The organism is Yersinia aldovae ATCC 35236 (genome assembly GCF_000173735.1).
Lineage (GTDB): Bacteria > Pseudomonadota > Gammaproteobacteria > Enterobacterales > Enterobacteriaceae > Yersinia > Yersinia aldovae.
The window spans coordinates 50,577-65,559 of the sequence record NZ_ACCB01000023.1 but is presented as its reverse complement, the minus strand read 5'-3'; the positions used below and the strand labels follow the sequence as shown (position 1 = coordinate 65,559).

The following is a 14,983-nucleotide window of genomic DNA, read 5'->3' as shown; positions in this document are numbered from 1 at the left end:
CCATAATTGACAGTTGTAGGGCTTTGGCTTACGCAGCCTATCACATTGACCATATAGAAGTTCAAGAGCTTCTTTTATTTACGCTCATTGAGAAACAGCATCAATTAACAGCAATGTTAGAGGCAGAATATAAATAGGCCAAAGGGAATGATATTGTTAATATGAATATATTGGGTATGTAACTTTCAATTTATTAATGGTTACCCTATGTCTATCTATATAGAGTTATTTAACGTTATGATAGTCATGGGTAACCCATTAATATTGGTTGAACAAGGAAGTTAAAAATGAGCCATATAACATTTGAATTGCTCTTGGAAAAATATTTTTTCAGTAAATCTCTACGACCTACGACAGAATGGAGTTATCAGAAAGTCGTAAACTCATTTGAACAATATACAACCAAACTCCCGCATGAAATTAATGATCAAATTGTATTAGAATGGCGTCGGTATGTATTGAACGATTTGAGACTGGAGCCTAGAACCTGGAATAATAAGGTGGCTCATCTTCGCGCATTATTTAATTTTGGTATGAAGAAAAAACTATTAAAACATGAGGAAAATCCATTTAATGGTTCTGTGGTAAGAGCGGGAATTAAGAAAAAGAAAATTCTGACGTTAGGTCAAATGAATAGCCTCTATCTATTGATGAGACAATACTGTGGAAGAGAGCGGGATTTACCCGCGTCACATTGTTTTAATATTCGTAACCACGCGTTTTATCCTTCATGGTTTTGGCTTACTGTATTAGATGTTTTACGTTATACCGGTGTGCGGCAAAACCAACTGCTGCACCTAAGATTGTGTGACATCAATTTAGATGAGCGGAGTATTGAGCTGAGGATCGCGGGTTCTAAGAATCACAAAGAGCACCGTGTACCAATAGTATCCGCGCTGTTCCCACAGTTGAAACTACTGGTTAACAGAGCGCTAGATGCCGGTGCAGAACCACAAGATCAATTATTTAATGTTGGGCGATTTGATTTACGTCGTCGCGATAAATATCCGTTAGAAATGGATCAATATCCATTACGGGCATTTTTCCGACGTCTGTCCAAAGAATGCCGTTTTACTGTGAGCCCACACCGTTTCAGACACACTATTGCCACGCATATGATGAAATCCCCGGATAGGAACCTTCAGGCTGTCAAAAAGCTATTGGGGCATGTCAGCATCCAATCGACTCTTGAGTATATCGATGAAAACGTTGATAGCTTGCGGGATATTTTGGAAAAAGAGTTGATGTAACAGCTTGAGGCAAGGGCTCAATTAGCCTTGCTGGTTTGACACGAGAGGAAACTCTATGTAACCATAACACGTAACAAAGCCCACTTAATTTAACAAGTGAGCTAATTGATTGCTAACTACTTTTACAATTCAGGTGGCGAAATTACGAGCGCATCGTATTCCTACCCAATCACCTGCTTGTTAAGACTGATGTTTAGTCATAATAACAAACAAGCTTAAATATGGTGCCCGGACTCGGAATCGAACCAAGGACACGGGGATTTTCAATCCCCTGCTCTACCGACTGAGCTATCCGGGCAACGGGGCGCATTAAACCGTATTGGCACCAAATCGTCAATGAGTTTCTTATATAAAGCTGACCACTTGCTCTCTTTTCATTCAAAAATATATAAAAACTGTCGCTCTGCGTGTTTTTCCGAGCCAAAAGTAATGTAGGTGACAACCATAGTGGAGAAGGTTGCCATCATTTCAAAAATGGCACAGCTTGGGGCTGTGCCATTTCAATTAATGCCTGTACTAACACTAGCTAGTAACGACGGTAGCTCTTCTGTGCACTGTTCACCTTAACCAGATAACGGCGAGACTCACCGGATGGGTGTTTGGTGGTCAGTGTTTGGAACACATCGCCAGGTGCCATATTGTTGATTATCTTCACTGCTTGATTCTTATCGCTGGAGAATACTCGCAGTACGCTGCCCGCACCGCCATTGTAGGAAGTAATGACGGCATAGCGCCGCGAGGTGGTATTTTGAATCCCCCCCAAATAGGTATTTTGCAGGATAGACAAATAGGCGGTCCCCGCATCGATATTATTTTCAGGATCAAAAAGATAGCTGCGGCTAGGCTGGCCACTTTTGCCTTTCATTTTGAACACATCCCGCCCAGCAGTATGCTGTACCACTTGCATCAGGCCCAGAGCATCAGATCCACTGACCGCATAGGGGTTGAAGCTTGATTCTGTTTGCATAATGGCCAGAATCAAGGATTCCTCAACGCCATACCGTTCAGCAGACTTTCTCACCAGAGGCAGATATTTATGGGCACGTTTATCCAGATGGTTAGGCACCAATTGCAAGGTGACAGACCAGATGACATGCAGGCCAGAGGTGCGTTTTTGCATTTTATTTTGCAGTAAATAATCAGCGAAATGTGCGGCTCGCCATTCCCAACGGATCGGCTGGCCGTTGTTATCGAGCACCTGTCCATAAAGGAACGGTTCTTTACTGATCTGAATATCGTTTACGTCAGAATAGAGGTCGATCGAACCGGGATCATCGCCCATTAACAGCGTAGTGATAATAGCTTGACGCAAGTGAGCCGCCGGATCGGTCGTGGCAATGGTTTCAACCGTAATCGTACCGGCATCAAAGTTGATATGGCTGCGGGTTTGATATTGATCCGTATACTTAACATAATCTTTCGGACCCGCAATGAGGACTTCTTTTAATCCCCAAATGTTTTCAATGTTATGGGCAAATTGGCCCATTAGAATCTCAAATCCATTGGTGTCTTTGACATAGGCTTCTTTTTCTGCCTGATTTTTATTGCCTGAGCAAGACACTAACAAGGGTGCAATTATCAGCAAAGCTAAAATTTTCTTCATCTTACAAGCCATATCTTGATGAGGAACATTCCCATGAGGGAATAAATAACAGCGGGGCCAACGCCAGCCCCGTGTGGTTACTGACTCGGTGGAGTATAACCTTCAATATGTACGTCCTGCCCTTCGAACAGGAAGTTAACCATCTCTTGTTCCAGCAGTTTACGGTCTTCTACGTTCATCATGCTGAGCTTCTTCTCGTTAATCAGCATGGTTTGTTTAGTTATCCATTGTGACCAGGCTTCTTTTGAGATTTCGTTATAGATCCGTTTGCCAATTTCGCCGGGATAGAGCTGAAAATCTTGCCCTTCAGCCTCTTTCTTTAAAAACGTGCAAAAAATCGTTCTACTCATGATAAATCCTCTTCTGTGGCGCAATTGCCAAATAAAGCTGTTTGGATAGGCTGGTTATTGCTTAGCCAACTGGTGTAATAAGCGCTCAACTGGGGCGGCCAGCCCTACTGACGGTGGCTGTGCTAAGTTATACCAGAGACCCGCACTATCATCCATGCATCCAGCGGGGGATGCCTCATTCAGCCACATCGGGACAATATCCAGATGGAAATGACTGAAGGTATGACGAAACGCAGTCAACTGCTGCAATCCGCTGGATTTGATCCCTTGTTGCTGTAGCCAGCGGTTAAGATCTTCGGCTTCGGCAAATTGTGGGAAACAAAATAAGCCGCCCCATAAACCTACGGGGGGCGCTGTTCGAGCCAGACTTGCGAGCCATTCTGCATTAACAGAAAATAGGCGGTCTTCTCTGGTAAGGTTTGTTTAGGTTTCTTGCCCGGATAACGCGCCCAACTGTGGTTAGCATATGCCATGCAGCCAGTATTTAGCGGGCAAAGCTCACACTTGGGTTTAGAACGGGTGCAAACAATTGCGCCTAAATCCATCATTGCCTGATTAAACTGACCCACACCCTTGGCTGGGGTAACATCCTCACTTATTTGCCACAAACGGCTTTCGACTTCCTTTTTACCCGGCCAGCCCTCAACGGCATAACAACGAGCCAGCACACGCTTAACATTACCGTCTAAAATCGGGAAATGTTGCCCTAAAGAGAGCGACAAAATGGCACCAGCGGTTGAGCGCCCAATACCTGGCAGCGCGAGTATTTCGTCAAAAGTGGTGGGAAATTCACCTTGATGGCATTCAACAACCGTTTGAGCCGCTTTATGCAAATTTCGGGCGCGAGCGTAGTAGCCCAATCCTGTCCATAAATGTAAAACTTCATCCAGCGGAGCGGCCGCCAGTGCACGGATATCAGGGAACCGCAGCATAAAACGCTGGAAATAGGGAATGACGGTCGCAACCTGAGTTTGTTGCAACATCACTTCTGACAGCCATACTTGATAAGGTGTTTTATCCAATTGCCAGGGCAAGGTTTTGCGGCCAAAGCGTTGGTACCACTCAAGTACCATGTGCGCGAATTGTTGCGCTTGCATCATAAGCAGGTATCGATATCCGGCAGATAAATAAATTAGGGCTGGATTGCAGCATAGAGTTTACGTGCTGTAAACCGGAACTTTCTGTATCCCCTTCGTCTCTGGCGCTACAGCGGTGTTGGTTGCTTGTAATTGACTAGTTTGGGCATTAATAGGTTATTTACCGCTTAATTTTGTGCTTATGGCGTTCATAGTTGATAAACTGGCGTATCTTTGCATAATGCGCGTTCACATGCGCAACCAACAGACAGAAAGCACCATGATAAATGACGTCATATCTCCGGAATTTGATGAAAACGGCCGCGCACTGCGCCGTATTCGTAGTTTTGTTCGCCGTCAGGGGCGTCTGACCAAGGGCCAACAACTGGCGCTGGATAACTACTGGCCGGTGATGGGCGTGGAGTATCAGGCAGCACCGGTTGATCTGAGTTCCTTGTTTGGCCGTGAGGCCCCAGTAGTACTGGAAATCGGTTTTGGTATGGGCACGTCCTTGGTGACGATGGCCGCCAGTAATCCCCAGCAAAACTTTTTGGGTATTGAGGTACACTCACCGGGCGTCGGAGCCTGTTTGAGTTCAGCACACGATGCTGGGCTGAGTAACCTGCGGATTATGTGCCATGATGCGGTTGAAGTGCTGGAAAATATGATTCCAGATGCGTCACTGGATATGGTGCAGCTATTTTTCCCTGATCCGTGGCACAAAGCGCGCCATAATAAGCGTCGTATCGTCCAGACTCCTTTTGTTGAATTGGTAAAAAGTAAATTAAAAGTGGGTGGCGTGTTCCACATGGCGACCGACTGGCAACATTATGCGGAACATATGCTGGAAGTGATGTCGGCGGTAGAGGGTTATTGCAATCTTTCAGCGCAACATGATTATGTTCCCCGTCCGGACTCGCGTCCGCTGACAAAATTTGAATTACGTGGCCAGCGTCTGGGACATGGCGTTTGGGATCTGATGTTTGAGAGGAAAGAATAATGGCTAACAATCGCAGTCGTCGTTTACGCAAAAAGATGCATATTGACGAGTTTCAGGAATTAGGTTTTTCCGTACAGTGGGCCTTCCCTGAGGGAACTGGCGTTGACGTAATCGATAAAACTGTCGATGAATTTATCGATGAAGTCATTGAAGCTAACGGCCTGGCATTTGATGGTAGCGGCTATCTGCAATGGGAAGGTCTGATTTGTCTGCAAGAGATCGGCCATTGCACCGATGATCACCGTGCTCTGGTGACCAAATGGTTGGAAGCCCGCAAGTTAAAAAATGTAGAAACCAGCGAACTGTTTGATATCTGGTGGGATTGATCTTCTGTTTTAACGGTAGATAATCGATAAGGGCGCCTATGCAGGCGCCTTTGTTTTTATCTGGCGCTTTTAGCGTAAACCGTTACTGGTTTTTTGTTGGGAGTTTTGTTGTGGCAACAGCCTTAGATAATGCCTTGCTGAGTGATATCTTGCAGCAGGTTCGCCCGTTAATTGGGTGGGGTAAAGTCGCTGATTACATTCCGGCTCTGGCCGAAGTCTCGGCTAATAAGTTAGGCATTGCCGTCTGCACTCTGGATGGCACGATATTCCAGGCTGGGGATGCCGAAGAGCGTTTCTCTATCCAATCCATTTCGAAAGTATTAAGTTTGACACTGGCCCTATCCCGTTACGGCGAGCAGGATGTGTGGCAGCGTGTCGGCAAAGAGCCTTCCGGTCAGCCCTTTAATTCATTGGTTCAGTTGGAGCTGGAAAAAGGCAAACCGCGCAATCCATTTATCAATCCGGGAGCGCTGGTGGTGTGTGATATGTTGCAAAGCCGCCTGAGTGCGCCAAAACAGCGAATGCTGGAGGTGGTGCGCCAATTAGTGAGCGATGACAGCATTAGCTATGATACCCGTGTGGCCCGTTCGGAATTTGAGCATTCAGACCGCAATGCGGCGATTGCCTACTTGATGAAGTCTTTTGGTAATTTCGACAACGATGTGCTGACGGTACTTCAAACCTATTTCCATTATTGCGCTTTGCGCATGAGCTGTATCGAATTGGCTCGCTGTTTTGTCTATCTGGCAAATCAGGGGCGCGATATCGCGGGACATGATGCTTTAATTACGCCAATGCAGGCGCGGCAAATTAACGCACTAATGATTACCAGCGGTATGTACGATGGCGCGGGTGAGTTTGCCTTCCGCGTCGGTATGCCCGGTAAGTCCGGTGTCGGTGGGGGGATCATTGCCATTGTGCCGGATGAGTTGTGTATTGCTGTTTGGTCACCTGAATTAGATGGCGCAGGGAACTCTCTTGCAGGAACCGCTGCCTTAGAACTATTGGCACAACGCATTGGTCGTTCCATTTTTTAAAAAGGTCTGTTGGGAGTCTTATGTTACATAAAATGAAAGCGTTACGAACGGCGGGTCTGGCGGTATTGATGCTGACCGCAGGGCAGGCACAGGCTGAATATCAGTGCAGCGTAAAGCCGCAGGATGATGTGATTATCAGCCCGCAGTCGGTGCAGGTGGTGGGAGCCAGTGGTAATTTGCAGATTTCACCTGATGGCGACATTATCCGTAATGGTAAAACATTAACGCTGACTGATACCCAGCGCCAACAGGCGTTCCGCTATCAGACGGCGCTGCGTAAAGATTTACCCTGGATAGAGATGGGTGCGCAGCAACATCTGGAAAAAGCACGCGTTTCTTTAGATAAAGTGATTGTTAAAGAGTTAGGCAGCAACAGCAATGTACGTAACCGCCTGACAACCCTTAATGATCAACTTAGGCAACAAATGAGCCGCATTATTGAGAAGCGCAGTGATGGTTTAGCCTTCCATCATCAAGCTATTGATCAGGTCGAAAAAGATGGCCGCCAGTTGGTGCAGCAAAGCATGGGTGGTGTGTTGCAAGATAGCCTGAATGAGATGGGTGTCAAACAGGCAACCAGCGGCAGTGCGGGTAATAACCCGTTACAGGCCATTATGGGCAATCTGGGCGGGTTACAGCAGGCTATTCAGAACGAATGGAACAATCAGGAGCAGGAGTTCCAGCAATTTGGTCATGAAGTGTGTGGCCGGGTGACATCGTTGGAACAGCAGCGTAAGGATTTATTGCAGGCTCTCAAATAGTCAATTAAGCAGGTTTAGATTTGAGGCGTTATCTAAACCTGCTGTTTAAAAATTAATGCTATAAAAACAGTTCTAACAGCGAGTTAAGAAATAATTTTCCTTTCTCGGTAATCTGCCAATATTCCGCTGTTTCGATTAAATACTCTTTGGCTAATGCCTCATCCAACTGCGGGCGGATAGTGCTTTCAGCTAACCCGGTAAAGTGAGTGAAATCGGCTCGCGGTGCGGCCTCTAATAAGCGGAAACGGTTCATAAAGAACTCAAAAGGCCGGTCGACTGCCGCCACTTCGTATTGCTTATCCAGATATTTACCCTGCATAAAACCGCGTGGATGTTTGGTTTTAATGGTTCGTAAAATACGCCCATCGCTGAAGGTGATTTTACCGTGAGCGCCGCAACCGATTCCCAGATAATCACCAAAGCGCCAGTAGTTCAGGTTGTGCTGGCATTGATAACCCGGCTTGGCATAAGCGGAGGTTTCGTATTGCTGATAACCGGCAGCGCTGAGGAGTTGGTGGCCCTGCTGGAAGATATCCCATAACGCATCATCATCCGGCAGCACCGGCGGGCGTGAACTGAAACCGGTGTTCGGCTCAATAGTCAGTTGATACCAGGATAAATGCGGAGGATTGAGCGCAATTGCCTGACGCAAATCATCCAGCGCCTCTTCCAGCGTTTGGTCCGGCAACCCGTGCATCAAATCCAGATTGAAACTGCGTAGATTCAGTGAAGTTGCCAGCTCTGCGGCCCGTATTGCCTCATCCGGCCCGTGTATCCGCCCCAGACGCGTTAGTTTCTGCGCGCTAAAGCTTTGCACGCCGATGGAGATGCGATTAATCCCGGCACGCTGGTAGCCGCTGAAACGATCAGCTTCAACCGCGCCGGGATTGGCCTCCATCGTGATTTCTGCATCAGTAGCGACCGGTAACCTTGCGCGCACGCCGTCAAGCAACTGCTGCATCGCCTCGGCGCTGAGCAGGCTGGGTGTACCGCCACCGATAAAAATTGTGCTGATTTCACGGCCATTAACCAAAGGAACATCAGCATCCAAATCCGCCAATAAATGCTCTACATATTCCTGATGAGGAACATCGCCTTTCAGCGCATGAGAGTTGAAGTCACAGTAAGGGCATTTCTGTACACACCACGGAATATGAATGTAGAGACTCAGCGGGGGTAATTTAAGCATTGCGCAGCGTATCCAACATCAATTTCAGCGCCTGACCACGGTGAGATACTGCGTGCTTCTCTTCACGAGTCAGTTCTGCGGCAGTTTTACCCAGTTCTGGCACATAAAAAATAGGGTCATAACCAAATCCGGCCGCACCTGCGGGTTGGTGAGCAATCACTCCCGGCCATTGGCCGTGGAATACCAATGGCGTTGGGTCTTGGGCATGGCGCATATAGACCAACACGCAATGGAATTGGGCGGCCCGCTGTGCCTCAGGGACATCTTTCAGTGCTACCAGTAGCTTCTCCAGATTTTCCTGGTCGCTGGCATCTGTACCCGCATAGCGCGCGGAATAGATACCCGGAGCACCGCCTAATGCATCAACCGCCAAACCTGAGTCGTCAGCCATCGCTGGCAAACCGGTGATTTGTGCTGCATGACGTGCTTTTAAGATGGCGTTTTCGATAAAGGTTAAACCCGTCTCTTCGGCGGATTCTACACTCAGTTCGGTTTGCGCCACCACATCCAAACCAAAGTCGGCCAGCAAGTTTGCCAGCTCACGCACTTTGCCGGGATTGCCGGTCGCTAATACTATTTTTTGCATGGAGGGTCCTGAATTTTATGTGAGCAAACAGTTATAGCGAAATATCTGCTACTCAATCAGTGCCGCAACTTCTGGCGGAACTTGCTGCGGGTTAATGATTTTGATCTGTTTATGCCGCCCTAGCTCGCCTTTTTCGAGAATCACCTGACTTTTGGCGACCCGGAATTGTTTGGCGATAAATTTGATTAAATGGGCATTGGCCTGGCCATCAACGGGTGGGGCGGTAATGGCGACTTTAAGTTCATCGCCATGTAAACCGACTATCTGGTCACGGCTGGCTTTCGGCTGAATATATAGCCTGAGCACCAGCCCGTCCAGCAAGGGAGTGACTGCACTCACAGCACGAACCAAAGCTCGCCTAGCAGATCCATACCTAAATAATTGATCAGATACAAAATAAGGATAACCACCATCGCGGAGAAATCGATCCCTCCCATCGCCGGCAGGATGCGGCGGATCGGGGCCATTAGCGGCTCAGTTAGCTGAAGCAACAAATAATCCATCGGGCCGCGCCCCTGGCTTATCCAGCTCATCAATGCGCGGATAATCATTACCCAGAAAATCAGATAACCGGCGGCTTTTACTAATGAAATAACACCGAACAGTAGGTTATACAAACTGAGAGACATCGAACTGCTCTGGATAAGCACCAATAGCGGATACTTAATGGTCATTAGCAAGAACGCCAACAGCAACGATGCACTGTCGATCGGCCCCATTGACGGGATTATACGGCGCAGTGGGCCAATAATCGGCTGGGTTATTTTGACGACAAACTGTGAGAACGGATTGTAGAAATCACTGTGAACCCACTGCATCCAAATACGTAACAGCAGTACCATCACGTACAGGTCAATGACCGTTTTGGCCAGAAAAGTCAGCGTTAGCATGAGTCGCTTTTGTCCTTAATAAAATGAGAGTGTATTCGTCTATTTTAACTGCCCCTATCTTAACGAGAAAGCCTCGGGGCCAGTGTCGGATTTTGTAAATTTCGCGCGGCTAGAACAGTTTTTCCATCTCTTTAGCTCGCTTAATGGCAGCTTGCATGGCATTAGCAACGGTTTCCGGCAAATGCTGTTCATTAAAGATACGAATGGCTTCGGCGGTGGTGCCACCTTTAGAGGTGACTTGTTCACGCAATGTCGACAGTGGCAATTGTGGGTTAGCCTCCACCAGCGCAGTTGCCCCTGACGCTGCTTGTTGCACCAGTAAACGGGCTGTTTCACTGTCAAAACCTAATCGCTCGGCTTCTTGTTGCATCGCTTCCATAAACAGGAAGAAATAGGCCGGAGCGCTACCTGCGGCGGCAATAATACTATTGATACCGTTTTCATCATTTACCCAGCAAACTTTACCCACCGAACTCATTAGCTCAGCAGTAAAATCACGATCACTTTGCGAAACCTGCTGCGGTGCATACAAGCCGCTCATGCCTTTGCCCACTAATGACGGCGTGTTAGGCATAATGCGTACCAGATTCAGTTTATCGCCCAGTAACTCATCGAAACGGGCAACCTGCACACCGGCGGCAATGGAAAGCACCAGCTTGCCGTTAAAATCGATATATTCCTTTAAAGGCTGGCAGACATCCGCCATTAACTGCGGTTTTACTGCTAATACCACCACTTGGGCCTTTTGTGCTTGGGCAATATTATCATTACTACTGATAACGCCGAACTCAGCAGCCAGTGCATCACGATGCTTCGCCGAAGGAGCACATACACTGATTTTGTTGGCCGGATAACCACCAGCCACTAAGCCGGCAATAATAGCGCGCGCCATATTGCCCGCGCCGATGAATGTTATGTTGCGATGTTGCATCAAATTCTCCTGTGCCCTTCGCACTAGTATGTTTAAGCGCGGGAACCAAAAATGGCCGTACCAATGCGCACTAACGTGCTACCGGCGCTAATCGCCGCAGCCATATCATCAGTCATACCCATAGAAAGCGTATCCATCTGAGGGTAGCGGGCTTTTAAAGTCAAGAACGCCTGATGCATTTGCTCAAATACTGCCAGTTGCCGCTGATAATCACTTTCTACTGCGGGGATTGCCATCAGCCCACGTAAATTCAGATTAGGCAACTCGCTAAGGCTATCGGCTAATGCAGGTAACCCGGCTAAGGCAATACCCGATTTACTTTCCTCATCGCTGATATTGACCTGTATTAACACATTCAATGGTGGCATTGCCGCCGGACGTTGTGCGCTCAGGCGCTGCGCTATCTTCAACCGATCAACGGTATGGCACCAGGCAAAGTTTTCTGCCACTAATCGGCTTTTATTGGATTGTAGCGGGCCGATAAAGTGCCATTCAAGATTAGCGTTATTGGCAAAATAGTGGATTTTATCCACGCCTTCCTGCACGTAGTTTTCACCAAAGGCGTATTGCCCGGCAGCGATAGCTTCTTCGATGGCTGTCACAGGTTTTGTTTTACTGACAGCAAGTAAGATAACTTCTTCTGGAGAGCGTGCGCAATTGCGTGCAGCCGTTGCGATTTTTGCTCTGACATCCTGTAGATTCTGCTCAATTGTGCTCATATGGACCCAGGAGTTTGATATGGATTTCACCAGTCTGGATGACAGAAACACAGACCCGGATAACCCGGCCTTTAGCCGCATAGCCGCCAAAAGCATTGATTTAGAAAAACCTGATCTTACCGGTGAGGGTTTTAATGAACAGGACTTTATTAATAAGGTGGTGGCTAGTGTAAATCATAATGCCTCGGATCTGCACCTTTGTACCGGTTATCACCCAGTATTGCGTATTGACGGTGAGTTACAAACATTTACTCATTGGCCGCGAGTCAGTAAACATTGGCTAAACGGGCTAAGTCAGTATCTATTAAGTGAGGTACAGCAATATCGATTACAACAACAGGGGCAGGTTGATTGCGCTTATAGCACCCCCGATGGGCAACGATTACGGGCTAATCTTTTTCATCAAAGGCTGGGGCAATCTGCCGCTCTTCGACTGATCCCCACAACCAGTCCGTCGCTGGTGGCATTGGATGTGCCGCCAATTATTAATCAGCTTATTCTACAAGTGAATGGGCTAATTCTGGTGACGGGTGCAACCGGTAGCGGTAAATCTACTACGCTGAGCGCCATGATCAGTGCCATTAATCAGCAGCAGGCACGTCATATCATTACCCTCGAAGATCCCATCGAATTTATTCACTCCAATCAGTCATGTTTGATACAGCAACGAGAGCTAGGCTGCCATACTCGCTGTTTCAACAGTGCACTACGTGGCGCACTGCGGCAGGATCCCGATATCATTTTGCTTGGTGAGTTACGGGATTTGGATACCATTCGATTGGCGCTTACGGCTGCGGAGACTGGCCATCTGGTATTGGCAACACTGCATACCCGCACCGCGACGCAGGCAATAGACCGATTAGTCGATGTTTTTCCGGCAGAAGAGAAAGCAACGATTCGGGCGCAGTTGGCGGCCAGTTTACGCGCTGTAATTGCACAAAAATTATGTCATAAGGCGGGTGGGGGCCGTGTGGCGCTGTTTGAAGTTCTCACCCAGACTACGGCGGTAAGCCACTTGATTCGGGAAGGTAAAACCTACCAATTACCCACAGTGATACAGGCAGGTCAGCAGTGGGGGATGCAGACGTTTGAACAAAGTATGGCGCAGCGGAGAGAGCAGGGTACTTTAGCCGTAGCGCATTGATTCGGTCATTCCAGGCAAGGCTAACACCGCTGCGGTTTCAATTTGACGAATGATATGGCCTGGTGGGTTATCCGGGCCATATCAAGTCGATGCTATGGGCGTAATTAAGCCGCTGGGATCTGCTGAGTAATACAGTGAATATTGCCACCACCTAACAAGATCTCTCGAGCAGGAACACCGACAATCGCGTAGTCAGGGAACATCTGCTGCAACAGATCGTGCGCCAGCCCGTCAGTGCGGCTATCCAACAGCGGATAAATAATTTGTTGATTGCTTATCAGGAAGTTGACGTAAGAACCCGCCAGACGCTCACCGGCAGTACGTGGCACAGCATCACTGGATAACACGTCGAAAGTCTCTTCTTCGGTGTTATACAGCGGGCCGGGTGCGGGTAACTTCCAGATTTTCAGCTTACGGCCTTGGGCATCAACCGCTTTGGATAACACCTCAAAAGCAGCAACAGATCGGGCGTACTGTGGGTCTTGCTGGTCGTCAGTCCAATGCAGAGCAACTTCTCCTGGGCGAACGAAACAGCACATATTGTCGATATGACCATCGGTCTCATCGTTATAAACGCCGTCTTGTAACCAGATGAAATGGCTGACACCCAGGTATTCACGCAGCAACTGTTCAATCTGTGCCTGATTGAGATGCGGATTGCGGTTTGGATTGAGCAAACATTCAGCGGTGGTCAGTAGAGTACCTTCACCATCGGTATGGATAGACCCCCCTTCCAGTATCAATGGTGCGCTGTAATGGGTGCAATGCAGATGCTCACAGACCTGGACTGCCACTTTCTCATCCTGTTGCCAGTCAGCATACAGGCCACCGTTAAGGCCACCCCAAGCGTTAAATTGCCAATCAACCGCGCGGCGTTCACCGGCAGCGTTGATGACCATTGTCGGGCCAGTGTCACGCATCCAGGCGTCGTCACTGGCCATTTCGACCAGCGTGACGCTGGCAGGTAGGGTTGCTTTGGCCTGTGGCATAAATTCAGCGGGCACGCCCATAAATACTGGCGTTGTGCGGCTAATCGCTTCGGCAACTTTGGCAAATGTTTGTTGAGCAGGGATACCTTTACCGCGCCAGTTATCCTGACGATATGGCCACAGCATCCAGACGGCATCTTGCTTTGCCCATTCAGCAGGCATAAAGAAGCCATCCTGCTGTGGTGTGCCTGCTAATGCCTGGGTTGGTAAAATCGTGTCTTGTGCCGCCATCATTATCTCCGGGTCTTGCCGTCAGAAGTGGCTAACACCTGATACATTTCTGGGCGGCGATCGCGGAACAGGCCCCATGAAGCGCGTTGGGCTGCAATTTCTTGTAAATCAAATTGATGCACCAAAACAGCTTCGTCGGTTTTGTTGGCCTGAGCCAGTAGCGCACCGGTTTGATCAGCAATGAATGAAGAGCCGTAGAAGGTCATTTCTAACCCATCGATATATTTACTTTTCTCGGTGCCAATACGGTTAGAGGCAATCACAGGCACCAGATTAGCGGCAGCATGGCCTTGCTGAACACGAGTCCAGTGCGGTTGGCTGTCAATGTCGGGGTAAGCGGGTTCGGAGCCGATAGCCGTCGGGTAGAAGATTACCTCAGCGCCAAGCAGTGCCAGACTACGGGCAGTTTCTGGGAACCACTGATCCCAACAAATACCGACACCCACTTTGGCATAGCGGGTCTGCCAGACTTTAAAACCGGTATCGCCCGGAATAAAGAATTGCTTTTCTTGATAGGCCGGGCCATTAGGAATATGAGTTTTGCGGTATACATCCAATACTAGGCCGTCAGCATCAATCATAACCAGCGAGTTATAATAGGCGTTGTTGGCTTTCTCAAAGAAACTCAGTGGCAATACCACTTCCAGCTCGGCTGCCAGCTTGGAAAAATGTAGAATAAGTGGGCTATTGTCCAGCTCTTGGGCCAGCGCATAGTGTTCCGGGCTTTGATCAATGCAGAAATAAGGTGCCGCAAACAGCTCCTGAATCAGAATTATCTGCGCGCCTTTGGCGTGGGCTTGTCGCACCAGTTTCTCGGCATTTGCAATGTTCTTAGGCAGATCCCAGGAACAGGCCATTTGAGTCGCAGCAACAGTTACTTTTGTCATGAGAAAACCTCAAT

At 48.2% G+C, this 14,983-nt stretch carries 16 protein-coding genes, 1 tRNA gene and 1 pseudogene; 6 read left to right on the top strand and 12 right to left on the bottom strand.

What is annotated here, in order from left to right; all coding sequences use genetic code 11:
- Positions 1-287 precede the first annotated feature (287 nt).
- Positions 288-1,250: a tyrosine-type recombinase/integrase gene (locus YALDO0001_RS12025; protein WP_004703532.1), complete on the top strand. Its 963-nt coding sequence runs from the start codon at positions 288-290 to the stop codon at positions 1,248-1,250.
- Between the two features lie 222 nt (positions 1,251-1,472).
- Here the strand turns inward: YALDO0001_RS12025 and YALDO0001_RS12020 are convergent.
- The 4 genes and pseudogenes from YALDO0001_RS12020 to mutY form a co-directional block, all read right to left on the bottom strand.
- Positions 1,473-1,548: transfer RNA gene (locus YALDO0001_RS12020), tRNA-Phe, on the bottom strand.
- 228 nt (positions 1,549-1,776) lie between these two features.
- Positions 1,777-2,853 (bottom strand): membrane-bound lytic murein transglycosylase MltC, encoded by a 1,077-nt coding sequence (mltC, locus tag YALDO0001_RS12015; RefSeq protein ID WP_004703530.1) that lies wholly within the window; start codon positions 2,851-2,853, stop codon positions 1,777-1,779.
- Positions 2,854-2,930: 77 nt separating this feature from the next.
- Complete coding sequence (locus tag YALDO0001_RS12010) at positions 2,931-3,203, bottom strand: oxidative damage protection protein (RefSeq protein WP_004703528.1); 273 nt, start codon at positions 3,201-3,203, stop codon at positions 2,931-2,933.
- Positions 3,204-3,257: 54 nt separating this feature from the next.
- Positions 3,258-4,303: pseudogene (mutY, locus tag YALDO0001_RS12005) on the bottom strand (A/G-specific adenine glycosylase).
- Between the two features lie 256 nt (positions 4,304-4,559).
- Here mutY and trmB point away from each other — a divergent pair.
- The 4 genes from trmB (at position 4,560) to YALDO0001_RS11985 (ending at position 7,403) form a co-directional block, all read left to right on the top strand.
- A complete protein-coding gene (gene trmB, locus YALDO0001_RS12000) occupies positions 4,560-5,279 on the top strand; it encodes a tRNA (guanosine(46)-N7)-methyltransferase TrmB (protein WP_042839919.1) in 720 nt (239 codons plus the stop codon).
- A complete protein-coding gene (locus YALDO0001_RS11995) occupies positions 5,279-5,605 on the top strand; it encodes a YggL family protein (protein WP_042546850.1) in 327 nt (108 codons plus the stop codon). Before trmB ends, YALDO0001_RS11995 begins: the two co-directional genes overlap by 1 nt.
- 110 nt (positions 5,606-5,715) lie before the next feature.
- Positions 5,716-6,642, top strand: coding sequence for a glutaminase B (gene glsB / locus YALDO0001_RS11990; protein WP_042839918.1), 927 nt, complete (start codon positions 5,716-5,718; stop codon positions 6,640-6,642).
- A 20-nt stretch (positions 6,643-6,662) separates the two neighbouring features.
- Positions 6,663-7,403, top strand: coding sequence for a YggN family protein (locus tag YALDO0001_RS11985; protein WP_004703520.1), 741 nt, complete (start codon positions 6,663-6,665; stop codon positions 7,401-7,403).
- A gap of 58 nt (positions 7,404-7,461) precedes the next feature.
- Here the strand turns inward: YALDO0001_RS11985 and hemW are convergent, their stop codons facing one another.
- The 6 genes from hemW to YALDO0001_RS11955 all read right to left on the bottom strand — a co-directional run bounded on the left by hemW (position 7,462) and on the right by YALDO0001_RS11955 (position 11,718).
- Positions 7,462-8,592, bottom strand: coding sequence for a radical SAM family heme chaperone HemW (gene hemW, locus YALDO0001_RS11980; protein WP_042839915.1), 1,131 nt, complete (start codon positions 8,590-8,592; stop codon positions 7,462-7,464).
- Positions 8,585-9,178 (bottom strand): XTP/dITP diphosphatase, encoded by a 594-nt coding sequence (locus YALDO0001_RS11975; protein WP_004703517.1) that lies wholly within the window; start codon positions 9,176-9,178, stop codon positions 8,585-8,587. Before YALDO0001_RS11975 ends, hemW begins: the two co-directional genes overlap by 8 nt.
- A gap of 48 nt (positions 9,179-9,226) precedes the next feature.
- The gene (yggU, locus tag YALDO0001_RS11970; protein ID WP_042839914.1) at positions 9,227-9,517 is read right to left on the bottom strand and encodes a DUF167 family protein YggU; all 291 of its coding nucleotides are present in this window, start codon (positions 9,515-9,517) and stop codon (positions 9,227-9,229) included.
- A complete protein-coding gene (locus YALDO0001_RS11965) occupies positions 9,514-10,068 on the bottom strand; it encodes a YggT family protein (RefSeq protein ID WP_004703512.1) in 555 nt (184 codons plus the stop codon). Before YALDO0001_RS11965 ends, yggU begins: the two co-directional genes overlap by 4 nt.
- A 109-nt stretch (positions 10,069-10,177) precedes the next feature.
- Positions 10,178-10,999, bottom strand: coding sequence for a pyrroline-5-carboxylate reductase (gene proC / locus YALDO0001_RS11960; RefSeq protein ID WP_004703511.1), 822 nt, complete (start codon positions 10,997-10,999; stop codon positions 10,178-10,180).
- Between the two features lie 32 nt (positions 11,000-11,031).
- Complete coding sequence (locus tag YALDO0001_RS11955; protein WP_004703509.1) at positions 11,032-11,718, bottom strand: YggS family pyridoxal phosphate-dependent enzyme; 687 nt, start codon at positions 11,716-11,718, stop codon at positions 11,032-11,034.
- Positions 11,719-11,737: 19 nt separating this feature from the next.
- Between YALDO0001_RS11955 and YALDO0001_RS11950 the strand changes: the two genes are divergently transcribed.
- Positions 11,738-12,862, top strand: a complete 1,125-nt coding sequence (locus YALDO0001_RS11950; RefSeq protein ID WP_004703508.1) for a type IV pilus twitching motility protein PilT — start codon at positions 11,738-11,740, stop codon at positions 12,860-12,862.
- 104 nt (positions 12,863-12,966) lie between these two features.
- Here YALDO0001_RS11950 and aguA read toward each other — a convergent pair whose 3' ends face one another.
- Both aguA and aguB read right to left on the bottom strand, forming a co-directional pair.
- Positions 12,967-14,082 carry an agmatine deiminase gene (gene aguA / locus YALDO0001_RS11945; RefSeq protein ID WP_042839912.1) on the bottom strand — a complete coding sequence of 372 codons (1,116 nt, stop codon included), beginning with the start codon at positions 14,080-14,082 and terminating at the stop codon, positions 12,967-12,969.
- A 2-nt stretch (positions 14,083-14,084) separates the two neighbouring features.
- The gene (aguB, locus tag YALDO0001_RS11940) at positions 14,085-14,969 is read right to left on the bottom strand and encodes an N-carbamoylputrescine amidase (protein ID WP_042839911.1); all 885 of its coding nucleotides are present in this window, start codon (positions 14,967-14,969) and stop codon (positions 14,085-14,087) included.
- Positions 14,970-14,983 lie beyond the last annotated feature (14 nt).

Coding starts and splice junctions, on each gene's coding strand:
- YALDO0001_RS12025 (WP_004703532.1), top strand. CDS start 288: ATGAGCCATATAACATTTGAATTGCTCTTGGAAAAATATTTTTTCAGT.
- mltC (WP_004703530.1), bottom strand. CDS start 2,853: ATGAAGAAAATTTTAGCTTTGCTGATAATTGCACCCTTGTTAGTGTCT.
- YALDO0001_RS12010 (WP_004703528.1), bottom strand. CDS start 3,203: ATGAGTAGAACGATTTTTTGCACGTTTTTAAAGAAAGAGGCTGAAGGG.
- trmB (WP_042839919.1), top strand. CDS start 4,560: ATGATAAATGACGTCATATCTCCGGAATTTGATGAAAACGGCCGCGCA.
- YALDO0001_RS11995 (WP_042546850.1), top strand. CDS start 5,279: ATGGCTAACAATCGCAGTCGTCGTTTACGCAAAAAGATGCATATTGAC.
- YALDO0001_RS11985 (WP_004703520.1), top strand. CDS start 6,663: ATGTTACATAAAATGAAAGCGTTACGAACGGCGGGTCTGGCGGTATTG.
- hemW (WP_042839915.1), bottom strand. CDS start 8,592: ATGCTTAAATTACCCCCGCTGAGTCTCTACATTCATATTCCGTGGTGT.
- YALDO0001_RS11975 (WP_004703517.1), bottom strand. CDS start 9,178: ATGCAAAAAATAGTATTAGCGACCGGCAATCCCGGCAAAGTGCGTGAG.
- YALDO0001_RS11965 (WP_004703512.1), bottom strand. CDS start 10,068: ATGCTAACGCTGACTTTTCTGGCCAAAACGGTCATTGACCTGTACGTG.
- proC (WP_004703511.1), bottom strand. CDS start 10,999: ATGCAACATCGCAACATAACATTCATCGGCGCGGGCAATATGGCGCGC.
- YALDO0001_RS11955 (WP_004703509.1), bottom strand. CDS start 11,718: ATGAGCACAATTGAGCAGAATCTACAGGATGTCAGAGCAAAAATCGCA.
- YALDO0001_RS11950 (WP_004703508.1), top strand. CDS start 11,738: ATGGATTTCACCAGTCTGGATGACAGAAACACAGACCCGGATAACCCG.
- aguA (WP_042839912.1), bottom strand. CDS start 14,082: ATGGCGGCACAAGACACGATTTTACCAACCCAGGCATTAGCAGGCACA.
- aguB (WP_042839911.1), bottom strand. CDS start 14,969: ATGACAAAAGTAACTGTTGCTGCGACTCAAATGGCCTGTTCCTGGGAT.